The organism is Marinobacter sp. S6332 (genome assembly GCF_023016045.1).
Classification (GTDB): domain Bacteria; phylum Pseudomonadota; class Gammaproteobacteria; order Pseudomonadales; family Oleiphilaceae; genus Marinobacter.
The window spans coordinates 63,503-79,383 of record NZ_JALKAP010000004.1 but is presented as its reverse complement, the minus strand read 5'-3'; the positions used below and the strand labels follow the sequence as shown (position 1 = coordinate 79,383).

General features: G+C 53.8%; 12 protein-coding genes. 2 read left to right on the top strand and 10 right to left on the bottom strand.

From position 1 onward, the window contains the following. Positions 1-20: 20 nt before the first annotated feature. The 3 genes from adk to ppc all read right to left on the bottom strand — a co-directional run bounded on the left by adk (position 21) and on the right by ppc (position 4,955). On the bottom strand, positions 21-674 hold the full coding sequence (gene adk / locus MWU62_RS07060) for an adenylate kinase (protein WP_200361758.1): 654 nt from the start codon (positions 672-674) through the stop codon (positions 21-23). Positions 675-873: 199 nt separating this feature from the next. Continuing rightward, positions 874-2,247 (bottom strand): HDOD domain-containing protein, encoded by a 1,374-nt coding sequence (locus MWU62_RS07055; RefSeq protein WP_200361868.1) that lies wholly within the window; start codon positions 2,245-2,247, stop codon positions 874-876. Between the two features lie 62 nt (positions 2,248-2,309). Then, positions 2,310-4,955, bottom strand: coding sequence for a phosphoenolpyruvate carboxylase (gene ppc, locus MWU62_RS07050; RefSeq protein WP_247114191.1), 2,646 nt, complete (start codon positions 4,953-4,955; stop codon positions 2,310-2,312). Positions 4,956-5,090: 135 nt separating this feature from the next. On the opposite strand from ppc, the gene MWU62_RS07045 reads away from it, so the two are divergent. Beyond that, entirely contained in the window at positions 5,091-5,324 is a 234-nt protein-coding gene (locus tag MWU62_RS07045; protein WP_247114190.1) for a hypothetical protein, read from the top strand. 24 nt (positions 5,325-5,348) lie between these two features. Here MWU62_RS07045 and MWU62_RS07040 read toward each other — a convergent pair whose 3' ends face one another. The 5 genes from MWU62_RS07040 to cysM form a co-directional block, all read right to left on the bottom strand. Beyond that, positions 5,349-5,693, bottom strand: a complete 345-nt coding sequence (locus MWU62_RS07040) for a pilin assembly protein (protein ID WP_247114189.1) — start codon at positions 5,691-5,693, stop codon at positions 5,349-5,351. Between the two features lie 165 nt (positions 5,694-5,858). After that, complete coding sequence (gene mazG, locus MWU62_RS07035; protein ID WP_247114188.1) at positions 5,859-6,740, bottom strand: nucleoside triphosphate pyrophosphohydrolase; 882 nt, start codon at positions 6,738-6,740, stop codon at positions 5,859-5,861. Further along, on the bottom strand, positions 6,737-8,977 hold the full coding sequence (relA, locus tag MWU62_RS07030) for a GTP diphosphokinase (protein ID WP_247114187.1): 2,241 nt from the start codon (positions 8,975-8,977) through the stop codon (positions 6,737-6,739). The genes mazG and relA overlap by 4 nt, the downstream gene beginning before the upstream one ends. 58 nt (positions 8,978-9,035) lie before the next feature. Continuing rightward, on the bottom strand, positions 9,036-10,385 hold the full coding sequence (rlmD, locus tag MWU62_RS07025; protein ID WP_200361764.1) for a 23S rRNA (uracil(1939)-C(5))-methyltransferase RlmD: 1,350 nt from the start codon (positions 10,383-10,385) through the stop codon (positions 9,036-9,038). A 26-nt stretch (positions 10,386-10,411) separates the two neighbouring features. After that, positions 10,412-11,305: a cysteine synthase CysM gene (gene cysM / locus MWU62_RS07020; protein ID WP_247114186.1), complete on the bottom strand. Its 894-nt coding sequence runs from the start codon at positions 11,303-11,305 to the stop codon at positions 10,412-10,414. 223 nt (positions 11,306-11,528) lie between these two features. Between cysM and MWU62_RS07015 the strand changes: the two genes are divergently transcribed. Next, entirely contained in the window at positions 11,529-14,402 is a 2,874-nt protein-coding gene (locus MWU62_RS07015; protein ID WP_247114185.1) for an ATP-binding protein, read from the top strand. Here MWU62_RS07015 and pdxJ read toward each other — a convergent pair. Together pdxJ and recO are read right to left on the bottom strand one after the other, a co-directional pair. After that, positions 14,384-15,121 (bottom strand): pyridoxine 5'-phosphate synthase, encoded by a 738-nt coding sequence (gene pdxJ / locus MWU62_RS07010; RefSeq protein WP_247114184.1) that lies wholly within the window; start codon positions 15,119-15,121, stop codon positions 14,384-14,386. The two genes, MWU62_RS07015 and pdxJ, sit on opposite strands and share 19 nt — an antisense overlap. A gap of 11 nt (positions 15,122-15,132) precedes the next feature. Further along, on the bottom strand, positions 15,133-15,858 hold the full coding sequence (gene recO / locus MWU62_RS07005; protein ID WP_247114183.1) for a DNA repair protein RecO: 726 nt from the start codon (positions 15,856-15,858) through the stop codon (positions 15,133-15,135). Positions 15,859-15,881 lie beyond the last annotated feature (23 nt).

Sequence of the window (15,881 nt, the reverse complement as noted above, 5' to 3'; positions counted from 1 at the left end):
CTCGATAAAAGGTCAGTGGATTATTTGAGGCTGGCTCGAATCTGATCACGAATGCTGTCCAGACTCCCCACACCTTCTACGCGCACGTATTCAGGCGCTACGTCCGGCTGGTTTTCGGCCAGATTCTGGTAATAGCCGATCAAAGGCGCGGTCTGGTCGTGATAGATTTTCAGGCGCTTACGAACAGTCTCTTCTTTGTCGTCAGCACGCTGCATCAGCGGCTCGCCGGTTTCATCGTCTTTCCCTTCCACCTTGGGCGGATCGTACTTAACGTGGTAGATGCGGCCACTGCCTTCGTGTACACGACGACCAGAGAGACGACTTACAATCTCTTCATCATCTACAGCAATCTCGACAACATAGTCGATAACAATGCCTTGATCTTTGAGTGCTTCAGCTTGAGGAATTGTGCGAGGGAAGCCATCAAGCAGGTAACCGTTTTTACAATCCGGCTGTTTAATACGCTCTTCAATCAGCGCAATAATGATGTCATCGGACACCAAACCGCCCGTTGCCATTACTTCTTTCACCTGTTTGCCAAGCTCGGATTCGGCTTTAACGGCTGCCCGCAGCATATCGCCAGTAGAAATCTGGGGTATCCCAAAACGCTCGGTGATGAATTGGGCCTGAGTCCCTTTTCCCGCGCCTGGTGCGCCTAACATGATGATTCGCATAACGCTGTGCTCCCGTTTTCGTCATTATCGTTTGAAAAGTTGTGGCAAAAACTTATGCCTTTGCGACAACCTCTCCTGCCGGAACAGGTGTTAGCCAGATTTGGCGATGGCGCATTATACGAAGTCAGGCACTCCAGAGAAAGTCGACCTCCGTATCATCTTTATAAAACGGGACACAACCAATCTTCAGAGACCGCCGTTAGGTGATAAGTGACGATGCCAGTGCGTCCAGCTCCGGCGCAACCTTATCAATCTCGTCAATCATTTCATTCACGATTGCAGGCTCCAATTGCAGCCCACGCAGCAGCGCCGGAATATCATCGGCATTAAACTCGTCGCCTATGTTCCGTTCCTTCAAAAGCGCATTCGCTAGCTGAACCATCATCACGTAGTTTTCATGCTCACCTTGGTAACCCAGCTGCTGATGCACGCCCGCGGCTTTGACCACAGGATCCGGCAACTCCCATAAACGGTGCAAGATTCCGCCAATAGCGCCGTGACCTACGGCGATAATCTCCTGTTCGCTCCCCTGTCCGAATACCTGCTGCTCCAACGATTGCATGCTGGTCTCGAGGTTGGCCTCTCTAAGCCTGTTGAGTTCTTTGAACTCTGCCGGGAACAAATGGCCCACCAACAGCAACCCAAAGTTGTGCAATAAGCCACAGAGATAGGCCAAACCCTTGTCTGCACCGCAGCGGGGCGCCAAGCGCTGGCACAGGAAGGCGCAGTAAAGCGAGTGGCGCCAAAAGTTATCCATGCCCAGAAGGCCTGATCTTGGCACGTCAAACGCACGAACCGAGGCTATACCCATTGCGATGTGAGCAACGCGATCAAAGCCCAAAACGCGGGTTACCGCTTCCTGAACAGAGGTGATTTGACCAGGATAGTTGAATAGGGCCGAGCGCGCATAGCGCATCACTTGTGCAGTTAGGCTGGGGTCGAACTCGATAAGCTCTGCCAATTCCCGCGCAGTCGCCTCAGTGTTGGAAGTTAGGCGTAAAATGCGTAACGCCAGTGCTGGCATGGGCGGCAGCCGGTACAGCTTTTTCAGTTTGCTAGCGACTTCTGCCAGCGTCAGTGCTTCCCGGGCGTCATCACTGTCCGGACCGCGAATCGCCAAATGCCCTTCCCGGGAACCAACCATCGCAAGGCGCAGTGACCGCCCTTCCAGCTCCACCATCGAGTGGTCTGTACCACTGGAAAACAGAACCCGCTCTGATCTGGTAATACCTTCATCGACAAGCACCGGCAAGTCATAAGCATTGCCGATTGGCGGCGTAAACCCGGGATCACAATCACTGAATAACCGGAAGGCCTGCTGCTCGGTAAGGGGTTGCAGATGGCGCCCCGTCATTTGCCAGAGAGCTTCTGTATCAAGCGCACTGTCAAACCTGTGAACAACCATCACAATGCCACCGATGTCGATCAGCAGAGTTGCTTTGATGACGTCCTGACGGGATTGGCCAAGCGTAGCCACCGCCTCGTCAAGGTTGGCGGCCCTATCGATTGGCAGCTCCTGATAAGCTATACCCTGTTTATTGAAAAACCGCTCCAGTCGCGCTGCGAGAGCCAAAAGAATACTCCTGTTATCCATGGCCGGGGCATTCTGCGCCCCGTTGTCCGTTCCCGGTGGTGTTAACCCGTGTTACGCATACCGGCGGAAATTCCCGCCATTGTAACCTTAAGCGCACGTTCTACCAGCTCAGGCACTTCGCCTTTGCCCTCGCTTTCCCGATCGCGCTTCAATAATTCCGCCTGAAGGTAGTGCAAGGGGTCTGTATATGGGTTGCGCACGCGCATGGAGTGGGCAAAGACCGGCTCGCCCTCCAGCAACTCATGCTGTTCTTTGAGCTCCAGAAGGCGCTGAACGCAGCCTTCAAGGCGTTCACCTAAGCTGGTACCCAAGGCACGGAGCTTGTCATCGTCCAACAGTGTTTTTTCGTAATAACCGGCGATGCGCAAATCAGCCTTGGCCAAGACCATTTCGAGCATGTCGACATAAGTGCGGAAGAAAGGCCACCCCTGCATCATTTCACGCAATTCGGGCAGACGCCCCTCTCTGGCGGCATCTTCCAAGGCCACATCACTGCCTAACCAGCTGGGCAGCATTAAGCGCATCTGGGTCCAAGCGAAAATCCACGGAATGGCTCGCAAGCTTTCCACACCACCACTGGCTTTGCGACGCGCAGGCCGACTACCCAGCGCCAGTTTGCCCAGCGCCTGCTCCGGGGTGACTTGGCGAAAATAGGGTACAAAATCGGGATTTTCCCGAACCACTTCGCGATAAGCTTTGAGCGAACGCTCCGTCAGCCAGTCCATAGTATCGCGCCAAGCTTTTTCGGGCTCGGGTGGCGGCGCCAGAGTCGCCTCGATCACCGCAGTGCTATATAGCGTTAAGCTCTGCACCGCAAGCTGAGGCAAACCAAACTTAAATCGGATCATTTCCCCCTGCTCGGTAATGCGGAAGCTACCGTTTACGGAACCCGGTGGCTGAGACAAAATTGCTCGGTTGGCCGGGCCACCGCCACGGCCGACGGTTCCGCCGCGGCCATGAAACAGCGTTAGATGCACCCCGAATCGGTTTGCAACTTGAGTGAGCTTTTCCTGCGCCTGATACTGGGCCCAAGCAGCCATAAGCTGACCCGCATCCTTAGATGAGTCTGAATAGCCAATCATGACTTCCTGCCGCCCCTGACAGTAATCCCGATACCAGTCCACCTCATACAGGGCAGACATACTGTCGGGAGCGCCGCGAAGGTCATCCAGCGTTTCAAATAAAGGCACGATCCGCATGGGGAATTTCATACCGGATTCGCGAAGCAGTAGGATCACGCTCAACACATCCGACGGCTTGCTGGCCATGGATATAACATAGGAACCCAGAGCTTCCGGGGTTTGTTGCGCAACCACTTCGCAGGTGTCTAGAACTTCCCGTACCGGTTCAGAAGGTTCCCAGTTGCGGGGAACCAGTGGGCGGCGGCCCTGAAGTTCTTGTATTAAAAATACTTGGCGCTCTTTTTCAGACCAAGAAAGGTAATCACCAAGCCCCAAATACTCCACCATCTCGGCAACCGCTTCCGCGTGGCGGGTCGCTTCCTGACGAATATCGAGACGGCTTAGGGGCAAGCCAAATGTATGGGCGCGACGAATGGTGTCTAACAAAGCGCCATTGGCGATTTTTTCAAGCCCGCACTCCACTAGCGATCGGTAACAGAGTTCTAGCGGTGCCGTCAGATCTTCATTCTCAAAGAGTATGCCCGAGGTATCAGCTGGCTCGCCATTAACGCGAGCCTCCGCCCAATCCCGCGTTTTGATAAGCCGATCCCGCAATTCTGCCAATACATAGCGGTACGGCTCCCGGGAATCGCCAGATAGGTCACGCAGCTCATCGCTTGCCTGCCACATGGAAAGCTCCGCTCTCAGTGACTTGATATCACGTAGAAACAAGTCCGCAGCCATCCACCGCCCGAGCAAAAACACTTTCTGGGTTACCTGATGGGTAACATTGGGATTACCGTCCCGGTCGCCGCCCATCCAGGATGCGATACGCACGGGCGATGCCTGTAACGGAAGGCCCTCGCCTGTCGCCTCCTGAAGTGACCGATCCAGATCACCAAGGAATCGCGGCAAAGCCTGCCATAGACTGTTTTCGATAACCGCAAAACCCCATTTGGCTTCATCAACGGCCGTGGGGCGCTCATGGCGAATCTCATCGGTATGCCAAGCTTCGGCTACTAACCGTGACAGGCGTTCTGTAATCGCCTCTCGCTCGGATGGAAGCAAGTCTGCGTGGTCCAGACTCGCCAAACAATCCGACATTTCATCGTATTTCATGATCAGTGTACGGCGCGCAACTTCTGTAGGGTGCGCTGTCAATACGAACTCCACACGCATATCTGCAACACATTGGTGCAAGGCTTCCGCACTTACGCCACCGTCTTTAAGGCGATCAAAAACACCCGCTAATGGTTCAACCATCAGATCAGACTGATGATCACGCTTGCGGCGAATGCCGTGGTATTGCTCAGCTAGGTTCGCGAGATTAAGAAACTGGTTAAATGCTCTGGTGACTGGCAGCAGCTCGTCATCGCTTAGCTTGCCAAGAAGGCTGACCAGCCGTTGGCCGGAGCCACTTTCCTGCCGCCGGTCGGATTTGGCGGCAGCTCGAATTTCTTCGATTCGTTCGAAGCATTCCCGCCCGGGATAGCGCTGGATGCTTTGCCCCAGCAATTCGCCCAACATGCGGACATTTTCACGGAGATCAGGGTGTAGCTCGGTCACATTGGCGTCCTTATGAATTGACGGAGACAAACTAAACTTACGATACTAAGGAACCACCGGAAAAGTCTATTAGCGTTTGGGGCTGCAACTGCGCCCGCACCAGCGCCAGAGAACCCACTTTTGAGAGGACCCACCATGAAAGTCACAGATCTGCCCAAGCACTGGGAACAAAAGAAAAAGCCAGTAGAGCTAACCCATGATTACAGTTTGAGGCTTCCCTTGGAAGACGCGGCCAGAGTTGCTGCTCTGGCCGAGCTTTACCCCGACCGCAGCGAAAGCGACATTCTAAACGATATGATCGCCGCCGCGCTGGACGACTTAGCCAGTCAAGACCCACTAAAAGACAAGCTAGAGGGTCACAACGGCTAACAGAGCTTGCTGGAGGACTCGTTATTAGGCTACTGACTCAAGCTGGCGAGCCTTCAGGCGTTCGATGTGCTTTTGGCTGAGGCGAACGAATTCCGGAGTCAGCCCTTTGTCTTCGTATATTTCGAAGCCGTCTTCATCGTAGGCGACAACCTGATCACCTTGAACGTAGGGAAACTCGGTTTCGATCTCATCGAGCGCAGCGGAGATCAGGTCGAGAATAAGGTCCTGAGATGATTTTAGAGGGTACAGGGCCGATAGCTTTTCAAGCTGCCGATGATGCTGGTCAGATAACGCCATAAAACAAGCATCGCGGGTAAGCCTGCCTTTAGCGTGCTTATCCCAGTAACCAACCAGATCTTTGATTTTCATCGAGCCAGACTCCCAATTCTTGTTGATAATTCCTGAACTTTTTAGGCGCGCAAGTTTATCGCGCAAGCTCCTTACACAAAGCCGCCAAACACCCTATTCAATAAGTGTAGACGAAGCTCAGGAGTGAAAACTTAAGGAATTGGTAACGGATTGTACCTATTCTGGCTACCCGCTTTTCTTTTCCACACCCTTGACCGATTGCCAGATCTGATCAAGAGCTTCCAATGTCTCTTCATCAAAGGAGCGGCCTTCACGCTCAAGAACCTGTTCAATGGCCCGGAATCGCGCCTCAAACTTGTGATTGGTGCGTCCAACAGCCTGCTCCGGATTAACTTTCATGAACCGTGCAAGATTCACACACACGAACAGCAGATCGCCCAATTCATCTTCGACAGCATCGTGGTCACCCTGCCCGGATTCTGCCGCCTGCCAAGCCTCCTTGAGCTCATCGATTTCTTCATGGAGTTTGTCGAATACCGGCTCTATATTCGGCCAATCAAACCCGTGCCTTGCCGCCCGCTTCTGCAACTTTTCCGCGCGTACCATCGCGGGCAGCGCCCGTGCGATACCATCCAACCGGCTTGGCAATCGGCTTGGCAATCCGCTTGGCGACGTTGCATCCGCAGAAGTGTCTGATTGTTTCTGAGCCCGCTCTTCTGCCTTGATACGCTCCCAGCTCTCCTTGATCCAGGCTTCGTCTGGCCGGTTGTCCGGATCAATACGGCTTTCCAGTGTCCCCTGCGGGAACACATGGGGATGGCGTCGCACAAGCTTGCGCACGAGATTGTCGACCACAGCATCAAAGCTGAAACGATTTTCTTCCGCCCCAATCTGTGAGTAAAAGATCACCTGAAACAGCAGGTCACCCAATTCATCTTTCAGGTTTCCGTAGTCCTTCCGCTCAATGGCATCTGCTACTTCGTAGGCCTCTTCCAGCGTATGCGGCACAATACTCCTGAACGTTTGCTTGGTATCCCAGGGGCATCCGGTTTCAGGGTCACGCAGCCGTGCCATCAACAGTTTCAGATCGTCAATCGAGTAGGTCATGAGCGTTTACGCTTTACGTCAATAACATTGGGCAGATTGCGGATTTGGGCGAGTAGGCGCGCCAACTGCTCAAGGCTGGAAATTTCAACCGTCACAACCATAGTTGCCGTGTTGTCATCACGATTGGTCACGGTATGCAATGCTAGAACATCGCTCTTAGACACTGACAAGACCTGAGTGATGTCCCGCAACAAACCGGATCTGTCGTAGGCTTCAATTTCTATATCCACCGGGTAAACGGAGGCTTGCTGGCCTCCCCAGCTCACTTCAATAATTCGGTTAGGCTCAAACTCCCGTAGATTCAGAAACGTTGGGCAGTCCTGCCGGTGGACGGTCACACCCCGGCCAACGGTAATGTACCCGCCTATGGCGTCTCCCGGCAGCGGTTTGCAGCACTTGGCCACTTGAGTCTTCAGCTTGCCCACGCCCAGTATGTGGATATCCGACTCGGTATCGTAAGGCTTGCCGCGCTGGGCCATCAGTTTCAGGTCGAGCTGCTCGGATTTGGGCTCGATCATCTGCTGGGCAACATTGGCAACATGTGCAGGGCGGAGATCACCGGCACCCACAGCGGCAAACATGTCCTCGGCGCTGTGATAATTCACTTTTACCGCCAGCTGGCTGAGGTCCACATCGTGCAACGACAAGCGGCGGAACTCATCCTCAATAATGGCACGACCATCCGTCACGTTACGATCGCGATTTTGCTCTTTAAACCAATGGGTTACCTTGGCTCTGGCGCGGGAGGTCTGAATGTATCCAAGGCTGGGATTTAGCCAATCCCGGCTGGGCGCCGGATTGTTCTTTGAGGTAAGAACAAATACCTGCTCACCGGTCTTCAGTGGGTAGGTCAGTGGTACTATGCGGCTGTTTACCCGCGCACCCCGACAGGCATGACCAATCTCAGTGTGAACTCGGTAAGCAAAATCTACGGGTGTCGCCCCCTGAGGCAAATCAACAACGTGCCCCTCAGGCGTAAACACATAAATTCGATCCGATACGATATCGGATTTGAGATGGTCCGCCAGCCCGGAGAGGTCGCCCAACTCTTCCTGCCACTCCAGCACCTGTCGTAGCCAGTTAATCTTGGCATCATAGCCGGACGACTTGTTACTTTTGTCTGTGCCCTTATATAGCCAGTGAGCACATACGCCCAGCTCTGCATCTTCATGCATGCTATGAGTGCGAATCTGCACCTCCATGACCTTGCCATCCGGCCCGATCACGGCCGTATGCAGAGACTGGTAGCCATTCTCCTTGGGGTTGGCTATATAGTCATCAAACTCATTCGGGATGTGGCGCCAAAGCGTGTGCACAATTCCGAGGGCGGCATAACAATCCTTCACCTCAGGCACGAGAATACGCACGGCCCTGATATCGTATATCTGGGAAAAATCGAGGCCCTTGATGCGCATCTTCCGCCAGATGCTGTAGATGTGTTTGGCACGGCCCGAAAGGTCGGCTTCGATACCGGAAGCTTTCAGCTCTGCCTGCAACTTGGCAATTACGCGACGGATGTAGCCTTCCCGGTCCAGACGTTTCTCGTCCAGCAGTTTGGCAATTTTTTTGTACGCTGTTTCGTGCAGATAACGAAATGAAAGGTCTTCCAGCTCCCACTTGATGTGCCCGATGCCCAAACGGTGAGCAAGGGGCGCATAGATATCAAACACTTCGCGGGCGACTCGCATACGCTTTTCTTCCGGCGCATCTTTAACACCACGGATAGCGCAGGTGCGCTCGGCGAGTTTGATCAGCGCAACCCGCACATCATCAATCATGGTTACCAGCATTTTGCGAACGTTATCCAGCTGGCCTTCACTCTGCCCGAGCACGTTGCCTTTGAGCGGGTGGTGTATGGAAGAAATGGCCGCCATCTGCTGTACGCCATTAATAAGCATGGCCACTTCATCGCCAAACTCTTTGCGGATAACCTCAAGAGCTACCCGCTCCTCCCGAACCGCGCGGTAAAGAATGGCAGCAACCAGACTGGCCTGATCCAAGCGCAGCTCCGCCAGCACCTGAGCCATCTCGATGCCAATACGAAAGCTGCTGGAGCCAGACGCCCATAGGCGATCCTCCCGGAAGGCCTGCAAATCGATTTCAGCGGCTTTTTCACAAGCCCTGCGAAACTGGTCCACATCGTCCAGATGGGTCTGGGAAGCAATTTGCTGTACCCAGCCCTCGATATCGATCTGGCCATCGCCATCCACTGCGTAATCTTCGCGAACTTTTACCATATCTGTTTTGTTATTCCTGGTGATTCACACAACTGTCCTTTGCTGTGCACAGCAAAATTCAGCGAGAGCCACGCTCAAACAGCGCAATCGACTCCACATGCGTGGTGTGAGGAAACATATCCATCACACCGGCGCGCACTAGCCGGTAACCGTTGCTGGCCATCACACCCGCATCCCGCGCCAGAGTGGCAGGGTTGCAGGACACATACACAATGCGCTTGGCACCGAAGGCAGTTAAGTACTTGCAGATCTCCTCTGCCCCGGAGCGTGGCGGATCAATAAGGATTTTATCAAAACCCTCTTGCGCCCAGCGTTGGCCGGTAAAATCTCCGTGCAAATCAGCGCCGTGAAATTCAACATTTGTAAGCCCGTTCAGCTCCGCGTTTTCGCGACCCCGAACAACCATGGCATCATCACCTTCCACGCCAATAACTTGACCGCCTTTCCGCGCAAGTGGCAGGGTAAAATTGCCCAGCCCGCAGAACAGATCCAAGACCCGCTCACCCGGCTGCACGTCCAGCCACTCAACAGCTCTACTTACCATGGCTTTATTGATGCCCGCATTGACTTGGGTAAAGTCCATAGGGTGAAACTTCATGGTGAGGTCAAATGCATCAAGCTGGTAACTTAGGCGCTCATCGCTTCGACCCGCAGATTCAGGCCAGATGCGGTGAACAGTATCTGGCCCTTTGGGCTGCAGATAGATGTGCAAATCGTGGGCCTGGCCAAAAGCAATCAGCTTTTCGCGGTCGCCGCTGCTCAAGTCATCCATATTGCGGAAAACCATCGCTGCGGTGTCATCACCACACGCAATTTCAACCTGAGGCACGCGGGCGTATGCATCCATGGTGTGCAACAGCTCGCGCAACGGAACAATGCGCTCGCCAATACGCGGGTCCAGCACTACACAGCGGTCAATATCCGTAAGAAAGCTATTGCGCTTCTCCCGGAACCCTACCAGAACCGACTCCCGCGCTTTGACGTAGCGCACGCCCATGCGCGCCTTGCGCCGATACCCAAGGTTACTGTCTGGGCGCAGCGGCTCTATCCACTCCTCCGGCTCGATACCGCCAAAGTGTTCAAACTGCTCGCGCAGAGTCTCTTCCTTAAAGCGAATCTGGGCATCACTGCTCATGTGCTGAAGGCTGCAGCCACCGCATAAATCGGCAAAATCACAGGGGGGATTTTGACGGTCAGGCGCCGCTTCGAGCACCTCAAGGGTGCGCAACTCATCAAATTTACTGCGGGTGGAAACCACCTTGGCCATTACGGTTTCACCCGGCAACGCGCCATCCACAAACAGGATTTTGCCATCCTGACGAGCTATGCCACGGCCATCATGACTAAGCTTTTCCACTTCACAGCGTACGGGTTCCGTAGGAAGTACCTTCCTGCGTCGTCTGCTCATAATCTATTCTCTTGGTGTCGTCAGGTTCAGGCGCCGGGGAATACGCCAGTCGATAAGTAGCGGTCGCCGCGATCACAAATAATGGCCACAATAATGGCGTTTTCAACCTGCGAAGAGAGCTTAAGTGCGGCAGCGATAGAGCCACCGGATGATACACCACAGAATATCCCTTCGCGCTCTGCCAAAGCGCGCATGGTTTCCTCCGCCTCTTGTTGGCCAATGTCCAATACCTGATCCACGCGAGTGGAATCGTAGATGCTGGGTAGGTAAGCTTCCGGCCAACGACGGATACCCGGTATAGATGCGCCCTCTTTTGGTTGCAAGCCGACAATATTGATATCCGGGTTACGCTCTTTGAGGTAACGGGAAACGCCCATAATGGTGCCGGTGGTGCCCATAGAACTGACAAAATGGGTTACACGCCCTTCAGTTTGCTCCCAAATCTCCGGGCCCGTGGTGCGATAGTGCGCTAAAGGGTTGTCCTGATTGCTGAACTGATCCAGCACCCTGCCCTTACCTTCCGAAGCCATTTTCAAGGCCATATCTCTGGCCACCTCCATGCCCTCTTCCTGACTCACGGTAATGATCTCTGCGCCGTAAGCTCTCATGGATGCTCGACGTTCTTCACTCATGTTTGCGGGCATGATGAGTACCATTCGGTATCCCTTAATAGCCGCAGCCATGGCCAGAGCAATACCGGTGTTACCACTGGTTGCCTCAATCAGCGTATCGCCAGGTTTGATTTCACCACGGCGTTCGGCCTCTTGAATCATTCCTATAGCAGGTCGGTCTTTTACAGAACCGGCCGGGTTATTGCCTTCCAGCTTTGCCAGAATCACGTTACTGGTATCCCCGGGGAGACGCTGCAACCGAACCAGAGGCGTGTGCCCGACATAATCTTCAATTGTGGGAAAATGCATAGTAAGAACCCTGTGGTACACTTTTGCGTTGGCATGATACGCCTTATAGCCCCAGTCGCCCAATACAGCTTCTCGCTAAAACCATGACTGAAGGCTATATAAGTGGTGTATTTTTCGGCTCGCCCGGCACTGACTCGAATATAATTTCAGCCCGGACGAACTACTAATACAAGGACGTAACCCGCCCCAACAGGCGGAGTTAAGTTATTTGCAGGACATTGGTATGCGACGTTGGGGCATTCGCAAAAAAGTGCTGGTGGTAACCTTGGTTCCCACCCTGATCACTACCTTGATGCTGGGGCTGTTTTTTACCTACAGCTGGGTCAACAACATTGAGAACCTGCTAAAAGATCGTGGCGAGTCGTTGTCTCGCCAGCTTGCGGCTGGCTCGGAGTATGGCTTGTTTACGGCGAATCGCAGCCTGTTGAGCAGTCTTTCCAATGCCCTATTGGAAGAACAGGATGTGCGCTCAATTACATTCTTCGATAGCGAGCGCCGTCGCTTGCTGCACACCGGCCCGGGCAGTTCCGACAATCTCGACAGCAAAGAGCTTGCGAAGGAACAGGCAAGCCGGATTGCCAGCAAAGACAGCACCCGCTTTGTGAACCCGGTATTTCTGCAAGACTTGATGATTCAGTCTATGCATGATCCAGACGCCCGGCAGTCTGCCTTTAAACAGCGGGAGCCGCTTGGCTGGGTAGCCGTCGAGATGTCGCACATCCGCACGGAAAAAGAGACCTACAAGGCTTTGTTAATATCACTGCTGCTGGTTCTCGGTGGTGTTGTTTTCAGCCTTCTCATCGCCCTGCGGCTCAGCCGCGCTTTCACCGGCCCGGTGCTTGAACTTAACGAAGCCGTTGCAAAACTGAAGGAAGGCAAACTCGACACCCGCATTCATACCAACGCTGGCCCCGAATTCGAGCAGCTTGAATCCGGCCTGAACGCCATGGCGGAAGAACTGAGCAAAGCGCAGGCGGAAATGCAGCAGAACATTGATCAGGCCACGGAAGACCTAAGGGAGACTCTGGAAACCATTGAAATCCAGAACATTGAACTGGATTTCGCTCGCAAAGAAGCGCTGGAAGCCAGCCGCATTAAATCCGAGTTTCTGGCCAATATGTCCCACGAAATCCGGACACCACTCAACGGCATCATCGGTTTTACAGAGTTGCTGCTCAAAAGCCCACTACCGCGCCAACAACGGGATCACTTAAGCACCATACGGAAATCTTCCGAAATCTTGCTCACCATCATCAATGACATTCTGGATTTCTCCAAGATTGAAGCAGGCAAGCTGATTTTGGACCGTGTGCCCTTCCAGCTTCGGGATATTGTGGAAGAGGTAATGGTGATGCTGGCACCTGCTGCCCACGGCAAAAATCTGGACCTTGTACCTCTTGTTTACAACGACGTGCCAGACAACATCACTGGTGACCCTTTAAGGGTAAAGCAAGTAATTACAAATCTGGTCAACAACGCCATCAAGTTTACCCAAACCGGAGAGGTGGTTTTGCGTGCCAGTCTGGAGGACGAAGATAAAGAAAATAACCGGGTTACTCTGCGCCTGAGTATTAGTGATTCGGGCGTTGGCTTATCCAGAGCCCAGCAGCAGTCTCTGTTCAATGCCTTCAGTCAAGCGGATGCCTCTACGGCCAGACAGTATGGCGGCACCGGCCTTGGACTGGCGATTTCCAAACGCCTTGTGGAGGAAATGGGGGGCGAGATTGGCTTGGAAAGTGAGCTCGGCAAAGGCTCCACTTTCTGGTTTACCCTAACTCCCGAACTGTCCTCGGGTGGTGAGGCGGTTGCCCCTAGGGACGCTCTGAAGGGCGAGCGAGCCATATATCTGGAACACCAGAAAACCTGTGGCCTTGCGGTTGAGCATCTATTGCGGGATTGGGGCATGACGGTTGATCGTGTTGCATGCCCCGGCGCTATGCAGGAGAAGATTGAAGAGGCCCAGAAGAGCCAACAGGGGTATGCGGTGGCCATTATCGGCATTACCCGGCATTTGCTCAACTCAAGCCAATATTGTGGGCTGGTGCGAACGATTGAAATCGAGCGGGATTGCCGCACACTGCTACTCACGCCAACTTTGGAAATTCACGACACCCCGCTTTCCGGACTTGCCAGCGGCCATCTTACCAAGCCTATATGTCGCGATGCTCTCTATGACGAGCTGCTGCTTCTGGTACACGGCATTAATACGTCCGGGCAAGGCATTGCCCATCAGGACCATACTGCTCGACTACCCGCACCCGTTAATATGCCGCGGGTTCTGGCTGTAGATGATAATGAAGCCAACCTAAAGCTGGTTATGACCCTACTGCAGGATTATCAGATAGACGCCGAAGGAGCTTCAAGTGGTTTTGAAGCCCTGAGCAAGTCCCGACAAAAACCGTTTGATCTGGTTTTTATGGATCTGCAAATGCCGGGTATGGACGGCGTAGAAACAACCGCGCGGATTCGTGAAATGGATAAAAACAATAATCATAGAACAGCCATCATCGCACTCACGGCGCACGCGCTGGCTGATGAGCAAGAGCGGCTGGCCCGACAGGGGTTTGACGGCTACATGCCTAAACCCATTAGCAGTGTGCAATTGGCCGACACCATACACGAGTGGACTGGCTATCAGTGCCGGAGTAGCAGCACAGGCCGCATTCAGGTTCCCGAGGTGCGGGATACAAGGCGCACCTTGAGGCCCTCTACGCGACAAATGCAGCGGGATTGCGTAAGCGTGGATGAGAGTATCCAACTGGCTGCGGGTAAAACGGATTTGGCGGAAGAGCTATTCAGCATGCTGGTGGAGCAATTGCCCACAGATCTAGACACTATTGAACGACTCTGGGCGAGCAACGACTTGGAGAACCTTCTGGAATGCGTGCACAAACTGCATGGCGCCACACGTTACTGCGGCGTTCCCGAGCTACGCTCCGCGGCAAATCACTTGGAAACGGCGCTCAAATGCTCAGCGCCGGACATGGAGTTGCAGAAAAACCAGCTAACCTCTGCTATCGAGCGCCTGCAAATCTGGAGTGAGCAGACCGACTGGCAGCAGATGTTCCGGGAGCACTTTCAGCAGGCTGACGCTTGATCAAGAATTGTCTTCATATCCCGAACCGCTTCTTTCAGCCCACTAAACACGGCTCTAGCGATAATCGCATGGCCAATATTCAGCTCATTAATCCCCGGAATCGCGGCAACCCGCTCGGTATTGTGATAATGCAATCCATGACCCGCATTCACAATCAGTCCTTTTTTGCGGGCGTAAGCCACCGCGTCGGTTAGGGCTTTGAAGGCTGCGTCCTGAGCTTCGGCACCAACAGCCTCAGCGTATTCGCCGGTATGAAGTTCAATCACGGGCGCGCCGCAGCGTACAGCGGCATCAATCTGCACCGGATCTGGATCTATAAACAGAGAAACTTCCGCGCCCAACTTGGCAAGGCGCTCACAAGCTCTCGCTATACGTTCTTCGTGGCCATCAACATCAAGGCCGCCTTCGGTTGTAAGCTCTTCGCGCTTTTCGGGCACCAAACACACACACTCAGGCTTCACTTTTTCGGCGAATTCCAGCATGGCATCTGTAACCGCCATTTCCAGATTCATTTTAGTCTGCAGCACTTCTTTAAGTAACAACACATCACGATCTTGAATGTGTCGGCGGTCTTCCCTTGGATGGATGGTAATGCCGTCGGCGCCGGCTTCTTCAGCAATCAGTGCAGCCTGAACCGGATCGGGGTAACGCGTTCCCCGGGCCTCGCGTAACGTGGCAACATGATCGATATTGACACCAAGCAATACTCTAGGATTCATGTGGTTCTCCCTTAAGATGAGCGAACAGAGTGATGAGTAAAAAGGCTGCGACTATTCAACGGGCGGCCCTGCAGCAGGTAGTCCGTTAGCACGCGCATAACCCGCTTCGATAACCGGCGGCTAGCGCTGCTTTCATAATCCCCGCTGGCAAGGGCCAGCAACGTTTCCCCGTGCAGGTTTTGCAAACGCACGCCACTGGAAGCGTTAGCAACAATACCTTGTTCGGGGTTATAGCAATAGGTTTGCCCGGAGTGGACGGGCTCGCCAGTATCCATCGCCAGATCCCATAAAAAATCGTACCCCAGAGCTGCTGCAAATGCCTGTTCAAACTTCCGTAAAACCGGCTCCACATCCGACGCCTGCGCAAGTTGCTCAAGCGCCCCGATGTATGCGGCAAAGAGAGTTGGATGGGGGTCTGCCTGGGGCAAAATTCTTTGCATCAGTTCATTGAGGTACAGGCCACTGTAAAGCGAGGCGGTGCGATGCAGTAAGGGGCCTTCACGAACATCTACTTCGGTGAGCGTTTTCAGGTCGCCGCGTCCTACCCAGCCCAGAAGCAGTGGCTGAAATGGCTGTAACTGAGCCTTTAACGGGCTCTTATTACCAATAGCACCACGGGCTATGACGCTCAGGCGGCCGTGATTCAGGGTAAAAAGATCAACCATGAGGCTGGTTTCCCGCCAGGGTCGGCGGTGAATCACATACGCGGGTTCCTGCTGCTGCGCTTCTCTACTCATAGTGCCTCAAGGGGGCAGAGCGG

Coding starts and splice junctions, on each gene's coding strand:
- adk (WP_200361758.1), bottom strand. CDS start 674: ATGCGAATCATCATGTTAGGCGCACCAGGCGCGGGAAAAGGGACTCAG.
- MWU62_RS07045 (WP_247114190.1), top strand. CDS start 5,091: ATGAAAGTCACAGATCTGCCCAAGCACTGGGAACAAAAGAAAAAGCCA.
- MWU62_RS07040 (WP_247114189.1), bottom strand. CDS start 5,693: ATGAAAATCAAAGATCTGGTTGGTTACTGGGATAAGCACGCTAAAGGC.
- mazG (WP_247114188.1), bottom strand. CDS start 6,740: ATGACCTACTCGATTGACGATCTGAAACTGTTGATGGCACGGCTGCGT.
- relA (WP_247114187.1), bottom strand. CDS start 8,977: ATGGTAAAAGTTCGCGAAGATTACGCAGTGGATGGCGATGGCCAGATC.
- rlmD (WP_200361764.1), bottom strand. CDS start 10,385: ATGAGCAGACGACGCAGGAAGGTACTTCCTACGGAACCCGTACGCTGT.
- cysM (WP_247114186.1), bottom strand. CDS start 11,305: ATGCATTTTCCCACAATTGAAGATTATGTCGGGCACACGCCTCTGGTT.
- MWU62_RS07015 (WP_247114185.1), top strand. CDS start 11,529: ATGCGACGTTGGGGCATTCGCAAAAAAGTGCTGGTGGTAACCTTGGTT.
- pdxJ (WP_247114184.1), bottom strand. CDS start 15,121: ATGAATCCTAGAGTATTGCTTGGTGTCAATATCGATCATGTTGCCACG.
- recO (WP_247114183.1), bottom strand. CDS start 15,858: ATGAGTAGAGAAGCGCAGCAGCAGGAACCCGCGTATGTGATTCACCGC.